This window comes from Agarivorans sp. QJM3NY_25, from assembly GCF_050870875.2.
In the GTDB taxonomy this organism is placed as follows: Bacteria; Pseudomonadota; Gammaproteobacteria; order Enterobacterales; family Celerinatantimonadaceae; genus Agarivorans.
This window is the reverse complement of record NZ_CP194041.2, coordinates 1,984,551-2,001,959: the sequence shown is the minus strand read 5'-3', so window position 1 is coordinate 2,001,959 and position 17,409 is coordinate 1,984,551. Positions and strand designations below refer to the sequence as shown.

Genomic DNA, 17,409 nt, shown 5'->3' with positions numbered 1-17,409 from the left:
AATTAGCGGTTTAAGCCTAATTGAAAAATTAGGCTTTCTGCCTGACAACAGAAGGTAAATGATGCATTAAGTTGAACACCACCTTCTATTTCTGTGAATTCACTCGTTATCTCACAAGGATCTGACTCTGCCTTACGCGCTTTTTCAATCAGCAGATTTAAACGACTTTCTGCCTGAGCTTTATCGGCGAATAATTCTTCTAACACAACACTACAGTCTTCACCATCAATCACTGCGCCAACATCGACACAACAGCAAGTTTTAGATTCTTCTAACTTAGTTTTCATCTATTTTCCTTTATTTTACGGTCAGCCTTAGTTATAACACTCCATCTACATGGAAACTGGAGCGACGATAACATGAGCCTCGGATGTTTTATTGTGAGTCATCATAACAGATTAGTAGGTAAGGTATTATCTAGGAATTTACATGCAAATTAATTTTTTTCGAAAGAAAAATCCTAGTGCCTCGGTCGTATCGGGTATGCAAACAAAACAAAAACGTTATGAAGCCCTCGTTCAGGCATACAATCGAGATGTATACCGTTACGCCTACTGGTTAGTTCGTGACAAACATATCGCTGAAGACATTGTGCAAGAGACTTTTCTCCGAGCATGGCGTTCGCTCGATAGTTTAAAGGATGAAAAGGCCGCTAAATCATGGTTGATCACTATATTGCGACGTGAAAATGCACGCCGATTTGAACGTAAGCAATTGAACTTAGTGGATATTGAAGACCATTCGGTCACTGATGCCCACTCACTTTCGAGTGAGCAACAAATTGAAAATGAGTGGTTAAGGCGACAAATTGATAAACTCGCACCGGAATATAAAGAGCCTTTGCTACTACAACTCATCGGCGGGTTTAATGGAGATGAAATCGCCGAGATGTTAGAGCTAAATAAGAACACCGTTATGACTCGCTTATTCCGTGCGCGTAATCAGTTAAAAGACGCCTTAGAAGATAACCAAAATCGAGGACAAAGTAATGGATGAGCTAGAATTCCGCCGCCAGCTGTATACCAATCCTCGTGAGCGTGATGAAGCGTTCATTCAGGAAGCCAATCAAACGGCTAAAAACAAAAAACTTTATGACGAAATGCAGCACTTCGAAAATAAACTGGAACAAGCTTTCAACGTGGAGGTTCCAGAAGGACTTGCTGAACGGCTCATTTTACGCCAGAGTTTTGACGATTCACAATCGCGTTACCGCCGTAAAACCCGCTTCCATATGGCAATGGCCGCCTCTGTCGCCTTTGTTCTGGGTTTAAGTTTTAGCTTGATAAACTGGCACACAACCGCTCCCGGAGACATTGGGCAAATAGCCCTGAACCATGTTTACGAAGAAATGCCCTTTATTAACGGGGTCGATGAGCAGCCATCCCTGCAAACCGTAAATGCCAAGCTTGAACGCTACGGAGCCAGTTTTAAACAACTGCCCGGTGAAGTGGTTTATGTGAATCATTGCTCCTATGGTGGCAGCCCAGCCTTTCATATGGTGATGAAAGGCAAGATGGGCTCGAACATTAATGTCTTTGTGGTTCCTCAATCCACAGAGTTAGCGATGGAAGAAAATTTTGCTGACAAAAAGATGCGCGGCACCGTCACCCGCTTACAAAACGCCAGCTTAGTCGTGGTTGGTGAGCGCAACGAACCAATAGAAAAATCGGTAGAAATTTTAACTCAAGACCTTAATCAATCGATTTAGTCATCAAGTTAAGCTGAGAACTCAGCTTAACTTACTATTTTATTAGAAGTATTTCTTTTATTGAGGCAAGCTCAAGCACTCCACATCGGCCAATATCATTATCAAACACTTGTTTAACTTTGTGCGTTAGCTCCAACTTTTAACATTCTCAATTAACATCAGCTTAACATTTTGTTCATTTTCTCTTAATCTGGTCAGAGGTCAGCTCACTAGAGGCCTGCTTATCTTTCGAGATTATTTGCAACTGTTTGTCAGCGCTTGATACAAAACAGAGCAAGTAGGGTCGAAGAATGCGACTTAAGCAAACAATCATTCACGGTGTTTGTTTGCTTTAAAAGTTCAGCTAAACCGTTTTTAGCCTGAAAAAATGGAGCAAAATAGATAAGCAAAGCTTAACCAAGACCCATAACGATAAACTTTTGCCGTATTAGAGAGGGAAACGATGAAGATAAGGATATTGCCACTCGCGCTTATCACCGCATCAAGTGCACTAACCGCAACACAGATACACGCGGCAGGTTTTCAGTTAGTTGAACACTCCGCAAGCGGTTTAGGCCGCGCTTTTGCCGGAGAAGCTGCAATCGCCGACAATGCTGCAGTTCTCGCTCGTAATCCAGCAGCCATGTCGATGTTTGACAGCATTGCCGTATCCGGAGCGCTCAGCTACATCTCGCCCGACGTTTATGTAAAAGGTAACAATGGCGTAGCTAGTCTTGATAATGCCTTAAGCAATCAAGATGTCGCTCCTAGTGCACTGGTCCCTGCTGGATATTTCATTCAACCCTTGAATGACAAGTGGGCTTGGGGAGTTGGCCTATTTACCAATTTTGGGCTTTCAACCGAATACCCCAGTGACTATGCTGCAGGTCAGATCGGTGGTAACACCGAACTGGTGACAATGAGCTTTAACCCAAATGTGTCTTATCGAATTAATTCCCAGCTTAGCATTGGCGCCGGCGTAAATGCTGTTTACGGTACCGCCAAGCTGATCCGTAACTTTGGCAGTAGTAGTAGTCCCTTTCCCGCGACGGGTACCGCAGCCTCAGTAGAGGGTGATGGTTGGGGGTATGGCTGGAACATTGGTGCAATGTGGGAAATTAATCAAGACCACCGTTTTGGAGTGAGTTATCGTTCTAAAGTCGACTTGGACTTTGACGGGGATTACTTTTCAGAGATCCCTGAAGGCTTAAGTAGTAACCCCTATGGTACTGGGGGACAAGTGATCCCGGGAGAGCTCACCCTGAACCTGCCCGACATTTTTGAATTCTCTGGATATCACCGATTAAATCAGGCCTTTGCAATTCATTACAGCTACTTATGGACCGGTTGGAGCACCTTTCAGGAGATCAGAGCAACCAACTCTGAAGGCACGACGATGTTGCAAAAAGACGAGAAGTTTAGTAACTCTTATCGACTTGCACTTGGTGGCACTTGGTACCTGAACCCACAATGGCAGTTACGCGCAGGAATGGCTTACGACCAAAGTCCTTCGCGCACTCATAAAACCATCAGCATCCCCGATAATGATCGCTACAATTACGGACTAGGATTTACCTATAGCTTAAGTGAGTACAGTAGCTTCGATACCGGGTTTACTTATATACAAGGTAAAGAAGGTGGCTTTAACGAAGAAGGTGTAGAATTTATCTCAAAAGGCGATGCTTACATCTTTGCGATGCAATATAACCATAGCTTCTAGACATTTAAATTTAGGTAGTCAGTTAAGTCTGGCTACCTTTTACTGAGGCTTGAGCAAGCCCGTTAATTCCCCTCGAAAAGTAACCGTTAACAGAGGAAACATGAGTCGTAGCTCAACATTATTTACCATAAGTGAACTTGCCAAAGAATTTGCCATTAGTACCCGCAGTATTCGTTATTATGAAGACCAAGGATTGCTTGAGCCACAGCGCCTTGGCAACAAACGTCTCTATAACAAACATGACAAATTAAGACTCAAACTCACTTTAAGAGGTAAACGTTTAGGATTTTCGCTAAGTGAAATCAGAGAATTATTTAATCTTTACGATGCCAAACTAAATAACAGTGATGAGGTATTGCAATTGATCGAAAAAATAAAATCGAGAAAACACAGCTTATTGCAGCAATTAGAAGATATTCAAGTTGTATTAATGGAACTTAAATCTGCTGAGCGCCGTTGCCACGACGCACTCTCTAAATGACCCACCAAAGATCAATAAGCCTTAATGCTCTCCCGCATTCCCTTGAATAAAATGCTTACGACATAAAGAGACATAACGCTCATTACCACCAATTTCGATCTGTTTACCTTCATGAACCACCTGTCCATTGAGATCTATTCTGGCGTTGAAATGCCCTTTGTTGCCGCACCAACAAATACTTTTCAGTTCCTCAAGTTTATCTGCCAAACATAACAGATGATAAGCCCCCTCAAACAACTCCCCTAAAAAGTCCGTTTTCAAACCATAAACCATGACTGGTATATTTAGCTCATCAACAACGTTTGCAAGTTGGTAGACTTGAGCGCGACTTAAAAACTGCCCTTCGTCAACTATCACCACATCTAAAGACTGTTGGCGCTGTTTAGTAAGTACTAATTCAAACAGATCTTGTTGTGTGCAAAAAGTTTCGGCACGCAGTGACAAGCCGACTCGAGCCTTGATGATCCCTTCACCATCTCTTGTATCCATTGCAGGAAGCAAAGCCAATGGGTTCATGCCTCGCTCCTGATAATTAAAATGAGCCTGAATTAATTGCGTCGATTTTCCCGAATTCATTGCCGCATATTTAAAATGTAATGAAGCCATCTACAACAAAGTCCCTAAAATTATTGTTCGATCTGCCTAGCCTTTAAGCTTTGACAGGTGTTTGCTGCAGATAATATAAACCCGCGGTGGAGATAGCAAATAAGCCTAGACCAATCGATAAGGCCGCCATCACATTTCCGGTGATTCCCATCACGATGTAACTAGCAATGCTGATCAATGCAACTAATAAAGCATAGGGAAGTTGAGTCGCCACATGGTCTAAATGATGACAGGCAGCACCTGTCGATGACAAAATAGTGGTATCCGAAATCGGCGAGCAATGATCACCAAAAACCGCCCCAGATAACACCGCCGACAACATCGGCAATATGAGACTCACATCACTGGCCACCGCCATGTCTGCAGCAATGGGCAGCATAATACCAAATGTCCCCCAGCTGGTACCCGTAGCAAAAGCCATCACACCAGCAAGAATAAACAGCAACACTGGTAACATGCTTGGATCTATCGAACCAGTGAGTCTCGAGGCCAAGTATTTACCCGTCTCAATATCACCAATCACACCACTAATTGACCAAGCAAACAACAGAATAGCAATCGCCGGGCTCATCGCTTTAATACCAAGCCAGAGAGCATTAATAATCTGCTGCAGGCTTAAACTCTGTTTGGCAGCAAAGCCCATACTTAGCAACAATGCGGCAGCACCTCCAATCACCAGCGATAAAGTAACATCTGTATTTTCCAATGCCAGTAACAGGCTAAAGGAGACTTGCGATTCAATAGTTGCAGCACCAGTTACAACAAAACAGCTAAAAGTGACCAACGTTAATATGATGATCGGTAATACCAAGCCTAAAGGTGAGCCATTACTCGCTTGAAAGTCATGGTTTATGCTGCCTGGTGGCGTGCCCTTGGCTGGGTCAAATAACTGCCCCGCCGCGGCCGCATCTTCATGTTGCTTCATGGGACCAATATTCAGATTAAAATAAGCGACAGTTAGGGCCATTAGCAAAGCAAATACTGCATAAAAATTTAAGGGAATCATGGTAGCAAAAGCCGCTAAGGGCGTAATATTGGTGATTCCATGACTGACTAACAAGCCTCCAACCAAAGCAATGATATAAGCGCCCCAACTCGATAAAGGCATCAATACACATACCGGCGCCGCAGTGGAATCCAATAAATAAGCAAGCTTGGCGCGCGAGACGCCCGCCTGATCGGTGAGCGGACGAGCGACACTGCCAACCGCCAAACTATGAAAGTAGTCATCCACAAATACCACAAAGCTTAATAAAGCAGTGGCGATGGTGGCATGGCGCTGAGTTTTAATTCTTCGTTTTGCCCATTCGGCAAAGGCTTGAGTGGAGCCAGCTGCACTCATTAAACTGGTCATCCCCCCCAGCAATAATAAAAACAGAATGATTTGCAAATTCCAGAAATTAGCTTCGCCCTCATCCCAAACCAAGCCTACAGCTAGTTGAGATAGATAAACAAAACTATCATTAATGGAGTAGTCACTGAGCAAATATGCACCACTTAAAATACCACAGCATAGGGCGGTAATAACGCGACGGGTTATTAGCGCCACTAATAAGGCAATAGTTGGCGGCAAAATTGACAATAAAGAATCTGAATAAGAAAGTGTTTGCATGGCTTCTCGGTCTATTATTTCTGAGAGCAAACCGAGCCCGCCGCACTTGATGCAGCTAAAAACCCTGTAGCTCTCCATAGTTTTTACTATGACAATGCAGCATCTATTAAATACTGCACCAGCAATCGGCGTTGATAGCACCTATTACTTCGGCACTGACCCCTTTTGTACAAAACCAATGGCATCACCCCATTTTGCACTACTTTTGGTCAGAGCACCTCTACATACTAGCGTTAGGAGCTGGATTTTACCCTTATATACAGAATTTTCAACCTAAACTTTAAAAGGAAAAAGCGACCTATTTAAATATTCATTTCATTATTTATAAAGACATAATTGACAAGCGCATAGATCTAATTAAAATTTAGATGTCGATTAAATAAAGCTAATTAATATAAGCGGGACAAACATGACCGATTTTATCAAAGTATTTTTAAATGCTAGAAGCCTGAAAGCGGCGACTAAAGAATTATCAATTGAACAGATAGAAGAAAGCTACAACAAGCTTAAATCTATTTTAGATGAACGTTACCAAGTTCGCGCTGAAGAAGAACAGCAACAACGAGAAAAACAAGAAAAATTAGAAAAATACAAAGCCTTACTAGAACAAGATGGCATCGATCCGAATGAATTATTATCGATGATTGAACAAGCTCCCGTTAAAGAAAGAAAAAAACGCGAGCCATTACCTGCAAAATATAAATTCGTAGACGAAAATGGCGAAGAGAAAACTTGGACCGGACAAGGCCGCACACCTTCACCGATTCAAAAAGCGATTAAAAATGAAGGCAAAACCAAAGCGGATTTCCTTATTTAAGTAATTGAAAAGCGAGCTTTAAAGCTCGCTTTTATTTATTATAGTTAAGCACTAAATCCTTGCGGATTTGCTTGCTGCCAGCGCCAAGAATCTTCAGCCATATTATCCAAGGTTAATTCTGCTTGCCAATCCAACTGTTGTTTGGCCAGACTCGGATCAGAGTAACACTTCGCAATATCTCCGGGACGACGAGCTGAAATTTGATAGTTGATCGTCACACCTGAGACTGCTTCAAAAGCTTTAATCATTTCCAGCACGCTATAGCCTTGTCCCGTGCCCAAATTATAGGTGACTAACCCAGGTTTAGTTGCTAACTTCGTAAGCGCCTTCAAGTGCCCCTTGGCCAAATCAACCACATGAATATAATCACGCACCCCAGTACCATCAACGGTATCATAATCATCACCAAAGACACTCAATTGTGCTAGGCGACCCACTGCAACCTGCGTAATATAAGGCACCAAATTATTAGGGATACCATTTGGATCCTCACCGATTAAACCCGATGGATGTGCACCAACTGGATTAAAATAGCGTAACAAAGCAATATTCCAACTATTGTCTGACGCATATAAATCCCCTAACATTTGCTCTACTATCAATTTAGAACGACCATAAGGATTTGTCGCACCAGTCGGAAAACTTTCTAAGATGGGAACCTCGTGTGGGTCGCCATATACCGTCGCAGAAGAACTAAATACTAAATTTTTAACCTGATACTTTGCCATCACTTCACATAAAGTTAAGGTTCCTGATACATTATTTTGATAATAATGCAAGGGTATCGTTGTCGATTCCCCCACTGCTTTTAAGCCTGCAAAATGAATAACCGCACTAATATCATGCTTACTAAAAACGGCATCTAATGCCGATTTATCCATAACATCAAGTTGATAGAAAATAGGTCTTTTTGTTGTTATTTGCTCCACTCGGTCGAGTGCGGCAAGATGTGAGTTACACAAATTATCGACCACAATAACCTCTTCACCTTGGGTCAATAACTCAACGACAGTATGACTGCCAATATATCCGGCACCACCAGTAACCAATATAGCCATAATAATCCTTAATTACGCTGAAATTTATTTAATTAGAAAGTAACAATAGACAGATTAATCTATTCCCAGATATTTATGGGTTTGTAATGACAAACGCCAGTTATTCTTAATACAAGTTTGAATGCATAATTGAGTGGCACGAGCTTGTTGGCTTATCGGTTGCAAACAAATCGTCAAATCTTTATCACCAGACACGCCAGACAACAATTCATGCAAATTCTCAATATCTTTTTCTCTGGCCACGGGATGCTTTATTTCATCAGCCCGCAACAAAGCTTGCTCAAGGATAGGCTTGCCTCCTTGCATCGCCACTTTGGGAGATACAGTGACCCAAGCCTTGCTACTAACTAAAATAGGGTAAGTGCCACTGGTTTCAACTTGCACCGTATAAGAACGTTGTAACAAGCGTTCACAAAGGTCTCTCAAATCATAAATACAGGGCTCACCACCAGTAAGCACCACATGCGTTGCCGAATACGTTTGTAATTGTGCCACTAAGTTCTCTACAGAAGCATTGGCCCAACGCGGCTTATCCCCAGACACACCGATAATCTCACCAAACTCGCACTGTTGTGAGGGTTCAAACCCCCAAGTATGCTTTGTATCGCACCACGAACAACCAACATCGCATCCTTGCAACCGAATAAATATAGCGGGAACGCCAGTGTAGTAACCTTCTCCTTGAATGGTTTCAAAAATTTCATTGATCGGTAAATAGCGTTGCGACATTTGTATCCTAATAGATAATAAGCGAGAATCTAACTCTGTATTAAAACACATTTTAAAGAGCAAACAATGAAAGAAAAAGCCGTTGTTATCTATTCTGGTGGAATGGATTCTTATACCGTGCTGCATAAAACTTTACAGCAAGGCTTACAAGCTTATGCCTTAAGCTTTAATTATGGACAACGCCATCTCAAAGAGCTCGACTTTGCCAAAAATGTTTGCTCAGACTTAGCAATTGACCATAAGATTGTCGATATTAGTAGTATCAATCAGTTACTTGCTGGCTCTTCGCTCACTTCAGACATCGATATACCGGAAGGCAATTATCAAGAAGAATCCATGAAATCGACAGTGGTCCCTAACCGCAACATGATTTTACTGTCGTTAGCAATAGCTTATGCCGTTTCAATCGGTGCGAAAAAAGTCTTTTACGGCGCGCATTCTGGAGACCATGCCATCTACCCTGACTGCCGTCCAGAATTCGTCAAAAAAATGAATGATGTTAGTCTTATCGCCAACTATCAGGCAGTTGAGGTAATAAGCCCCTACCTAGAACTATCCAAAGTAGAAATCCTAGCAGATGGCTTAGCGATGAAACTAGATTATAGCAAAACATGGACTTGCTATAATGGCAGAGAGCAAGCCTGCGGTAAGTGTGGCGCCTGTCAGGAAAGACTAGAAGCCTTTCACTTAAATCAAGTCACCGATCCGATAGACTATGAGATGGGATAATCCAATTGCGCGCTTTAACCCTGCAAACTATGGACTTTAATGTTTAAACTAATCCTAAAGCAACATTGGTTCTTATGGCTCATGTTAAGTGTTTCGTGGTTATTGTTACCCCATGCCGATACCGCCAGTTGGCAACGTAGCGCCATTTTAGGTGGTCACTATTGGCGCCTACTAAGTGGTAACTTTTGCCATAACAATTTTACCCATTGGCTGATGAATATTGCGGCCCTCATCCTCATTTATTTTTGTTACAATGATCGCCTCTCTAACCGGCAGTTTTTACAATTAAGTTTAATTATTTCTGGTTTAGGGGGCTATGCCCTACTTTATGGACCTTACAGCGAGTATGTTGGTTTGTCAGCTCTCATCCATGGCTTAATCGCCTATGCGGCCTGTATTGATATCATCAAGGGCAGAGCAAAAATTGGGATGGTTGTTGTGCTAGGCTTAGCGATGAAACTATTATTCGAACAAATCTATGGTGCTGACCCATGGATAAAACAAATGATAGGCATCGATATCGCTATTGATGCTCATCTCATCTATACCTTAATTGGCCTTAGCCTAGCACAACTATCATGGCTGCCTTTATGGCGAAACCGTTCAGTCCAATAGCTGCTGGTTAATTGACGACAACACTTGTGCCGGCGATTCTGCTTGAGTTATCGGTCGGCCAATTACTAAATAGTCGGAACCGACAGCCATCGCTTGCGAAGGTGTCATGATTCGTCGTTGATCGCCTGGAGCGCTCCCCTCTGGTCGAATACCAGGCGTAACCAGTGAAAAATCATTACCTAACATCGCCTTCAATGCAGCGGCTTCTTGCGCAGAACAGACCACCCCATCAAGACCACACTGCTTGGCTAAGGTCGCAAGGCGCTCAACTTGCTGCTGCGGATCTAAATCAATCCCTATCTCAGCTAAATCGGCTTGCTCCATACTGGTTAACACCGTAACCGCTATTAGCTTAGGTTTTTTGTCACCAAATGGCACTAATGCCGCTTTGGCTGCTTCCATCATTCTGCGGCCACCGCTAGCATGAACATTCACCATCCACACCCCGAGCTCAGCCGCTGCTGCAACAGCCTTAGCCACTGTATTGGGGATGTCATGAAATTTAAGGTCAAGAAACACCTCAAACCCTCGTTGATGAAGCTCTTTCACTAAATGCGGACCAAACAAGGTAAACATTTCTTTACCCACCTTGAGTCGACAAGAGCCGGGCTCTAATTGTTCAACAAAGGCCATACATTGCTTTAGATCGGCATAATCTAAGGCGACTAATACTTTCGGATCTTGCATTAACTCTATTCTCCATCTAACCCGACTATCGGTTTCACTGTGCCCCAGCTTTTACACGAGGGACAGTGCCAATAAATAGAATGCGACGAAAATCCACAACGTCGACATTGATAATGAGGTTTAATTTTTAACTGTTGGGTCACGAGGCTTCTTAGTACCTGTAAGCTCTGCTTGGCTTGGCCTTCTTCAGCAGAATCAAGATGAAGCCCCATTAAATGATGAAATCCTTTCATAGTAGGGTGGCGCTTTAATTCGTCAACCAAGAAATCTTGAGCTTGTTCAGCACCATTCATTTCTTGATATAACGCGGAAAGCTCAACGACCACACTAGCACTCCCTTTAATCGCAAGGCTATATTCCAAAAATTCTCGGTAATATTCAGGCTTTGCTAACTGCTCACTACATCGCTTATAAATGGCTAAAGCATCAGGAGCAAAATCAATATCTTGTTCTGGGATCTGATTAAGATATTTTAACGCAGTCTTATAATCCCCTTGGCTGGCTTGAATTTGCGCCAAATGGAGACTTGCACGAACACAATTTTTATCGCTAGATAAGGCTTTCTTAAGCAAGGCTAAACTCTTGGAGGTTTTGCCTGCCGTTTCATACTCTTGAGCTTGTTCACAATAAAAATGAGCGATTTGTTGCGCCACATCTGAAAGATCTTTAGGGCTAAGTTTCTTGGCAATATCGATGGCTTGCTGCCACTCTCGGGTTTGCTGGTAAATATTCAACAACTGCTTAAGTGCCAACTGCCGATAGTCAGGCTCGTCTTGCAATTCCAACAATAAGGCTTCTGCGCGGTCGAATAAACCTGCGGCAAGATAGTCTTTCGCAAGTTGTTGTAGGGCTAAGTTACGCTGTTCAATATCGATCCCTTCTCGGGCGATAAGATTCTGATGAATGCGAATAGCTCGGTCAACTTCTCCGCGTTGTCGAAAAAGGTTACCTAAGGCGAGGTGAGTATCGATGGTTTCGGCATCAACCTGAAGCAAGTCAATAAATAAATCGACCGCTTTGTCAGACTGATTGGCTAAGAGTAGATTTAAACCTTCAACATATTGTTTAGAAACATGATTGGCTTGTTGTTGTTGATTTTGTCGAACACTGCGCTGGCCCATATACCAGCCGTAGGCCGCAGCAACAGGTAATAGCAAAAACAACAAGCCAAGCATTAATTATCCTTGACCGTCTCGTTCTGCAACTTATTCAACTGTTTCTGCTGCTTAACTAAACGTCGCTTCAAGCTGACTTTTTCTATCCGAATACGGGTATAAAAAGCTAACAAGAACAACAAGCAACAAACGAAGCCACTAATAAAGAGGCCAGCCATTAACCATGATAGCCGTATACTTGATTCTGCAATAAGATAATTTACGCTCACGATCTGTTCGTTTTGAGCGCCAAGCGCTAAAGCAAGCACAAACAATACAACTAAAAGTAAGGTAGAAAATATCGCCTTCACACAACCTCCTAAGCCAAATAAAAGCTAGGGAAATTATGCAGTAATCACCTTAATTTAACCAGCCAAGATCGTCTATTTGTACAACAAACAATACTATAGACCTATATTTACTCGTTCTCTTAATTCTTTACCGGGTTTAAAGTGAGGCACGTGCTTTCCAGAGAGTTCGACTTTTTCACCCGTTTTAGGATTTCGCCCAACCCGTGGTGCTCTAAAATGCAGAGAAAAACTACCAAAACCACGGATCTCAATCCGATCGCCTTCCTGCAAAGAGCTAGTCATTTGCTCTAGAATTTCTTTAATCGCCGACTCAATTTCTTTACTGGTAAATTGAATATGTTTACTCGCGAGTATTTCAATCAAATCAGATTTAGTCATGGATTCTCCAAGCTATTGATAAAGGGAACTTATACCAGTGTAGATAAAGAACTTGGGGGGGACAAGTCCCCCCCAATATTCAATCAATTAAATCTATAAGATTTGTTGATTATTCGCCTTTAAGCGCTGATTTGAACGCGTCAGCCATTGCGTTACCAATCTGAGCATCTTCTTTCTTGTTCAGAGTAGCCATTGCTTCTTTCTCATCCGCTTCATCTTTAGCACGGATAGAAAGGCTGATTACGCGATTCTTACGGTCAACACCAACAAACTTGGCTTCAAGCTTGTCGCCAACAGAAAGAACCAGTGAAGCATCTTCAACACGGTCACGGCTTACATCACCAGCACGTAAGTAACCTTCAACACCACCAGCTAGTTCAACAGTTGCACCTTTCGCATCAACTTCAGTCACGGTACCGTTAACTAGAGCACCTTTCTTAAGATCTGCAAGGTAGTTGTTGAATGGGTCTTCAGCAAGCTGCTTAACACCTAGGCTAATACGCTCACGTTCTGCATCAACTTGTAGTACAACAGCTTCGATTTCGTCGCCTTTCTTAAAGTCGCGAACCGCTTCTTCACCTTGAGCATCCCAAGAGATGTCAGATAAGTGAACAAGGCCGTCAATACCGCCGTCAAGGCCGATGAAGATACCAAAGTCAGTGATAGACTTGATCTTACCTGAAACTTTGTCGTTTTTATCATGAGTGCTAGCGAATAGCTCCCATGGATTAACTTTACACTGTTTCAAACCAAGCGAGATACGACGACGTTCTTCGTCAATATCAAGTACCATAACTTCAACAAGGTCACCCACGTTAACAACTTTAGATGGGTGGATGTTTTTGTTAGTCCAATCCATTTCAGAAACGTGAACTAGACCTTCAACACCGTCTTCGATTTCAACGAAACAACCGTAGTCAGTTAAGTTAGTTACGCGACCTTCAAGACGAGCACCTTCTGGGTAACGGTTAGCAATTGCTACCCATGGATCTTCACCCAACTGTTTAAGACCTAGAGATACACGTGTGCGCTCACGGTCAAACTTAAGTACTTTAACGTTGATTTCATCACCAACATTAACAATTTCGCTTGGGTGCTTAACGCGTTTCCAAGCCATGTCAGTGATGTGTAGAAGACCGTCAACACCGCCAAGATCAACGAATGCACCGTAGTCAGTAAGGTTCTTAACGATACCTTTAACTTCTTGACCTTCTTGTAGGTTCTCAAGAAGTTGATCACGTTCAACACTGTTTTCAGTTTCGATAACAGCACGACGAGATACCACAACGTTGTTACGTTTCTGGTCAAGCTTGATAACTTTAAATTCAAGCTCTTTGCCTTCTAGGTGAGCGGTATCGCGAACTGGGCGAACGTCAACTAGTGAACCAGGCAAGAATGCACGGATGGTGTTAACTTCAACTGTAAAGCCGCCTTTAACTTTGCCATTGATGATACCAACAACCGTTGCTTGCTCTTCGTACGCACTCTCAAGTTGGATCCACGATTCATGACGTTTCGCTTTTTCGCGAGAAAGAACAGTTTCACCGAAACCATCTTCTACTGCGTCAAGGGCTACATCAACTTCCGCGCCGACTTCAATTTCTAATTCACCAGCAGCATTTTTAAACTGCTCGGCAGGAATTGCAGATTCTGACTTCAGGCCAGCGTCTACTAATACCATACCGTTTTCGATACCTACTACAGTACCTTTAACAATAGAACCAGAACGAAATTCCAAATTCTGTAGAGACTCTTCAAAGAGTTGAGCAAAAGATTCAGTCATTTTATAATTTACACATATAGAAACGGCCACTCAGCAATCCCGCTAAATGGGGTTAATAATAAACACCTATTTCATCCATGTTATAGGCGCACCAAGTCCCAGTGATTACTGGGTTAATTGTTTGTCGATAAAATCTATCGACATTGAAACGACGTCATCAATAGAAAGTGACGTAGAATCAATGACTAACGCATCTTGAGCAGGAACTAAAGGAGCAACCGAACGGTTTCTATCTCGTTGGTCTCGTTCTTCAATTTCGCTCAAAAGGTGGTCAAAACTAACATCAAAGCCTTTATCTTGCAACTGATTATAACGTCGTTGCGCGCGTTCTGCCGCACTAGCGTCCAAAAAAATCTTAGCGGGAGCATCAACAAATACCACTGTTCCCATATCGCGACCATCGGCAATCAAACCGGGTGCAGCTTTAAAGCCACGTTGACGCCGCAGCAACGCTTCCCTTACTCGCGGAAAAGCGGCCACTTTAGATGCTGCATTCCCCGCGGTTTCCTGGCGAATTTCCAAAGAGACATCTTCACCTTCTAAAATCACGATGGTTTGACCATCCTGCGCTTCAAAACGGACATCTAAATGTGCGGCTAATAAACTCAAGGCCTCTTCATTGTCTAATTCTACGTTATGATGAATGGCCGCAAGCGCCAATACCCGATAAATGGCACCGCTATCTAACAATTGCCATTGATAATGCTTCGCTAAACGTTGGCATAGAGTTCCCTTACCTGCCCCACTTGGACCATCGATAGTCACTACCGGAACGTTTTGAGTCATCAGTCCCCCTCAACATGAAACAACATGAGCCTAAAAGGCCCCAGCTAAAAATGCGCCTCATTGTACGTGAAATGGAAATATTTCGCTTCAGCTTTTTTGATAACAAGCACATTTTAATAAAAAGTTACGAGCCAGCCAGAATAAAAACCTTATACATCAATGATTTTGATTTAGATAACACGTAAAAACAAAAGAAACTATAAATTAAAAAGCTTATATAAAAATTCAATAAAGATGATTAATTTTCGATGAAAAATTTCCTTTGATCGCGACAGTTTTGTTACTTGTTTCACACCCCCCTTTCTGCCAATATTACCAGCACAGCCTCTGGCGGCAATGCGTGGCAGCAGGAGCAATTCGCAAGAGGTTCTGGTTTAACCAATCAATATCTTGTTAGTCAAAGTGGCAACATCACTATCAACAATGCCAATTGCTGTTGGTAACCCCGCAACCAGTCCACATATCTTTACACCTCAACGAGGGTCTGAGATGGCTTATCCTAGGGCGTTAATGACGATGAAAACTTTGACATACTATTTCAGGCGCTTGCCTCTGGCGATGAAGACGACTCGAAAGCCAGTACCTTCACCATCAACTTTTTCAATGATGAGAGCAATATCGGCCAAACGATGTTCACCACCGCTTCTTCAATATTGAGTTATTTATGGGTTTTATCAACGCCCCCTTCAACAAAATTCAAGTCAGAGAACAAGACGGCGCAACCCACAGCAACGAGTATTTCCAACTTTATACTCTCAGCATAGGCACAAGCTCAGTTCCTGAGCCACAAACAATCCTGCTTATGGCACTTGCTTTGATTTTCCTTGGCGGTTTTAGGCTTAAGCAAACAGCCTAGCGCATGCATGATGTTGGTGCTTAAGTCTTCAACCTACCAACACCGGTAGGCCGATGCACTTAAAGTTAAGCTGGCAACTCAATCCCCGAGTCTTTAATTCGAGCCAGTTTATAACGTAAGGTTCTTGGGCTAATTCCTAACTTTTCGGCCACATCTTTACGCTTTCCTTTGCAGGATTTTAGCGTCTCTAAAATAATCTGTTGCTCCTGCTGACGCAATTCATTACCTAAAGGCTCGCTATTGGCGGTTGATTCAGCCAGTACCGATTGTATTTGACTGGGTTCTAATTGGTTCTCGATCACCAAGCAGTCACTATCAATTATTTCGGCATTAGCCAAGATAAGCGCCCTTTGCATTACATTGTCCAGTTCTCGTACATTGCCCGGCCAGCTATGGTTTAATAACTTATGTTGGGCACTTAAACTCAGCTCACAGTGACGTTTACTATGACGAAACAGCAAATGCTGCGCCAGAGGTAATATGTCGCCGGGACGCTGATTCAGAGGCCGCCACGATAATGGAAACACGTTTAAACGATAATACAAGTCTTCTCTAAATCGTCCTTGACTAACAATCTCACGCATATCTCGGTTGCTGGTTGCGATAACACGTACATCAAGTTGGATCATCTTGCGGCTGCCTAAACGCTCTACTTCTTTCTCTTGCAACACCCGCAGTAACTTGGCTTGCAAAGCAAGATCCATCTCGCTGATTTCATCCAACAAAATAGTCCCGCCCTGCGCCTGCTCAAACTTGCCAGGACAGGCTTTAATCGCCCCGGTAAAAGCGCCTTTTTCATAACCAAATAACGTGGCTTCCAACATATTTTCCGGAATAGCCGCGCAGTTAATCGCGACAAAGGGCTGCTCGGCGCGTGCCGAGCTATCGTGAATATAACGTGACAGTACTTCTTTACCTGCACCACTAGGGCCACTAATCAAGACAGAGGCTTCTGATGCAGCCACCTTTTTGCTCAACTCTAATAAGGCTTCGGTAGATGGATCACCGTAGATAGGCTCCCGCTTTTCAACCTTAATTGATGGCGCGTAACGCCCAACCTGATTGAGTAAAACTTCAGGTGCAAAGGGCTTTGATAAGTAGTCGATCGCGCCATCACGCATCGCCGAAACCGCATCATCAATTTTTGCATAAGCAGTCATCAGCAATACTGGGAGTTGTGGCCATTTCTGTTTGATATTCTTTAATAAATTCAAACCATCCATACCGCCCATTTGCACATCACTAATCACCAGATCAATCGGTTCATTAGCGAGCGTGAGTAAGGCCGCCTCAGCACTATTCGCCTGTTCACATATATAACCCGCCAAAGACAGAGTATCCACCAAAGCTTCACGAAGTCCAGAATCATCTTCTACGATGAGAATTCTAGATTGACTCAT

Annotated in this window: 20 protein-coding genes and 1 riboswitch; of the genes, 8 read left to right on the top strand and 12 right to left on the bottom strand. The window is 42.9% G+C overall.

The genetic code is table 11. The features are described 5' to 3' along the window. Positions 1 to 2: 2 nt before the first annotated feature. A complete protein-coding gene (locus ACRRSW_RS09300; protein ID WP_432453487.1) occupies positions 3 to 287 on the bottom strand; it encodes a YfcZ/YiiS family protein in 285 nt (94 codons plus the stop codon). Positions 288 to 429: 142 nt separating this feature from the next. Here ACRRSW_RS09300 and ACRRSW_RS09295 point away from each other — a divergent pair, with 142 nt between their 5' ends. From ACRRSW_RS09295 to ACRRSW_RS09280, 4 genes are all read left to right on the top strand, one after another. Further along, a complete protein-coding gene (locus tag ACRRSW_RS09295) occupies positions 430 to 996 on the top strand; it encodes a sigma-70 family RNA polymerase sigma factor (protein ID WP_432459184.1) in 567 nt (188 codons plus the stop codon). Further along, on the top strand, positions 989 to 1,708 hold the full coding sequence (locus tag ACRRSW_RS09290; RefSeq protein WP_432453489.1) for a DUF3379 domain-containing protein: 720 nt from the start codon (positions 989 to 991) through the stop codon (positions 1,706 to 1,708). The genes ACRRSW_RS09295 and ACRRSW_RS09290 overlap by 8 nt, the downstream gene beginning before the upstream one ends. A gap of 442 nt (positions 1,709 to 2,150) precedes the next feature. Further along, positions 2,151 to 3,407, top strand: a complete 1,257-nt coding sequence (locus ACRRSW_RS09285; RefSeq protein ID WP_432453490.1) for an outer membrane protein transport protein — start codon at positions 2,151 to 2,153, stop codon at positions 3,405 to 3,407. A gap of 100 nt (positions 3,408 to 3,507) precedes the next feature. Further along, on the top strand, positions 3,508 to 3,888 hold the full coding sequence (locus ACRRSW_RS09280) for a MerR family transcriptional regulator (protein ID WP_432453491.1): 381 nt from the start codon (positions 3,508 to 3,510) through the stop codon (positions 3,886 to 3,888). A gap of 21 nt (positions 3,889 to 3,909) precedes the next feature. Here the strand turns inward: ACRRSW_RS09280 and ACRRSW_RS09275 are convergent, their stop codons facing one another. Together ACRRSW_RS09275 and ACRRSW_RS09270 are read right to left on the bottom strand one after the other, a co-directional pair. Beyond that, positions 3,910 to 4,494, bottom strand: a complete 585-nt coding sequence (locus ACRRSW_RS09275; protein ID WP_432453492.1) for a thymidine kinase — start codon at positions 4,492 to 4,494, stop codon at positions 3,910 to 3,912. A 43-nt stretch (positions 4,495 to 4,537) separates the two neighbouring features. Next, positions 4,538 to 6,106: a Na+/H+ antiporter NhaC family protein gene (locus ACRRSW_RS09270; RefSeq protein ID WP_432459183.1), complete on the bottom strand. Its 1,569-nt coding sequence runs from the start codon at positions 6,104 to 6,106 to the stop codon at positions 4,538 to 4,540. A 59-nt stretch (positions 6,107 to 6,165) separates the two neighbouring features. Next, positions 6,166 to 6,337, bottom strand: a riboswitch (Lysine riboswitch). Between the two features lie 178 nt (positions 6,338 to 6,515). On the opposite strand from ACRRSW_RS09270, the gene ACRRSW_RS09265 reads away from it, so the two are divergent. Further along, positions 6,516 to 6,923: an H-NS family histone-like protein gene (locus ACRRSW_RS09265; protein ID WP_432453494.1), complete on the top strand. Its 408-nt coding sequence runs from the start codon at positions 6,516 to 6,518 to the stop codon at positions 6,921 to 6,923. A gap of 44 nt (positions 6,924 to 6,967) precedes the next feature. On the opposite strand, the gene galE is transcribed toward ACRRSW_RS09265, so the two are convergent. Then, a complete protein-coding gene (gene galE, locus ACRRSW_RS09260) occupies positions 6,968 to 7,981 on the bottom strand; it encodes a UDP-glucose 4-epimerase GalE (RefSeq protein ID WP_432453495.1) in 1,014 nt (337 codons plus the stop codon). 54 nt (positions 7,982 to 8,035) lie between these two features. Then, complete coding sequence (gene queE / locus ACRRSW_RS09255) at positions 8,036 to 8,710, bottom strand: 7-carboxy-7-deazaguanine synthase QueE (protein WP_432459182.1); 675 nt, start codon at positions 8,708 to 8,710, stop codon at positions 8,036 to 8,038. 66 nt (positions 8,711 to 8,776) lie between these two features. Here queE and queC point away from each other — a divergent pair, with 66 nt between their 5' ends. Further along, positions 8,777 to 9,439: a 7-cyano-7-deazaguanine synthase QueC gene (gene queC, locus ACRRSW_RS09250; protein ID WP_432459180.1), complete on the top strand. Its 663-nt coding sequence runs from the start codon at positions 8,777 to 8,779 to the stop codon at positions 9,437 to 9,439. A gap of 39 nt (positions 9,440 to 9,478) precedes the next feature. Beyond that, positions 9,479 to 10,054, top strand: a complete 576-nt coding sequence (gene rrtA, locus ACRRSW_RS09245) for a rhombosortase (RefSeq protein ID WP_432459179.1) — start codon at positions 9,479 to 9,481, stop codon at positions 10,052 to 10,054. On the opposite strand, the gene pyrF is transcribed toward rrtA, so the two are convergent. The 6 genes from pyrF to cmk form a co-directional block, all read right to left on the bottom strand. Next, the gene (gene pyrF / locus ACRRSW_RS09240) at positions 10,043 to 10,741 is read right to left on the bottom strand and encodes an orotidine-5'-phosphate decarboxylase (RefSeq protein WP_432459178.1); all 699 of its coding nucleotides are present in this window, start codon (positions 10,739 to 10,741) and stop codon (positions 10,043 to 10,045) included. The genes rrtA and pyrF overlap by 12 nt on opposite strands. A gap of 5 nt (positions 10,742 to 10,746) precedes the next feature. Then, positions 10,747 to 11,916, bottom strand: a complete 1,170-nt coding sequence (gene lapB, locus ACRRSW_RS09235) for a lipopolysaccharide assembly protein LapB (protein ID WP_432453500.1) — start codon at positions 11,914 to 11,916, stop codon at positions 10,747 to 10,749. Continuing rightward, complete coding sequence (locus ACRRSW_RS09230; protein WP_432453501.1) at positions 11,916 to 12,206, bottom strand: LapA family protein; 291 nt, start codon at positions 12,204 to 12,206, stop codon at positions 11,916 to 11,918. Before ACRRSW_RS09230 ends, lapB begins: the two co-directional genes overlap by 1 nt. A gap of 93 nt (positions 12,207 to 12,299) precedes the next feature. Further along, a complete protein-coding gene (locus tag ACRRSW_RS09225) occupies positions 12,300 to 12,584 on the bottom strand; it encodes an integration host factor subunit beta (protein ID WP_432453502.1) in 285 nt (94 codons plus the stop codon). Between the two features lie 109 nt (positions 12,585 to 12,693). Continuing rightward, positions 12,694 to 14,367, bottom strand: a complete 1,674-nt coding sequence (gene rpsA / locus ACRRSW_RS09220; RefSeq protein ID WP_432456190.1) for a 30S ribosomal protein S1 — start codon at positions 14,365 to 14,367, stop codon at positions 12,694 to 12,696. 105 nt (positions 14,368 to 14,472) lie between these two features. Further along, positions 14,473 to 15,153 (bottom strand): (d)CMP kinase, encoded by a 681-nt coding sequence (gene cmk / locus ACRRSW_RS09215; protein WP_432459177.1) that lies wholly within the window; start codon positions 15,151 to 15,153, stop codon positions 14,473 to 14,475. A gap of 664 nt (positions 15,154 to 15,817) precedes the next feature. Here cmk and ACRRSW_RS09210 point away from each other — a divergent pair. Then, complete coding sequence (locus tag ACRRSW_RS09210) at positions 15,818 to 16,009, top strand: PEP-CTERM sorting domain-containing protein (RefSeq protein ID WP_432453504.1); 192 nt, start codon at positions 15,818 to 15,820, stop codon at positions 16,007 to 16,009. A 65-nt stretch (positions 16,010 to 16,074) separates the two neighbouring features. Here the strand turns inward: ACRRSW_RS09210 and ACRRSW_RS09205 are convergent, their stop codons facing one another. Beyond that, positions 16,075 to 17,409 carry a sigma-54-dependent transcriptional regulator gene (locus tag ACRRSW_RS09205; protein WP_432459176.1) on the bottom strand — a complete coding sequence of 445 codons (1,335 nt, stop codon included), beginning with the start codon at positions 17,407 to 17,409 and terminating at the stop codon, positions 16,075 to 16,077.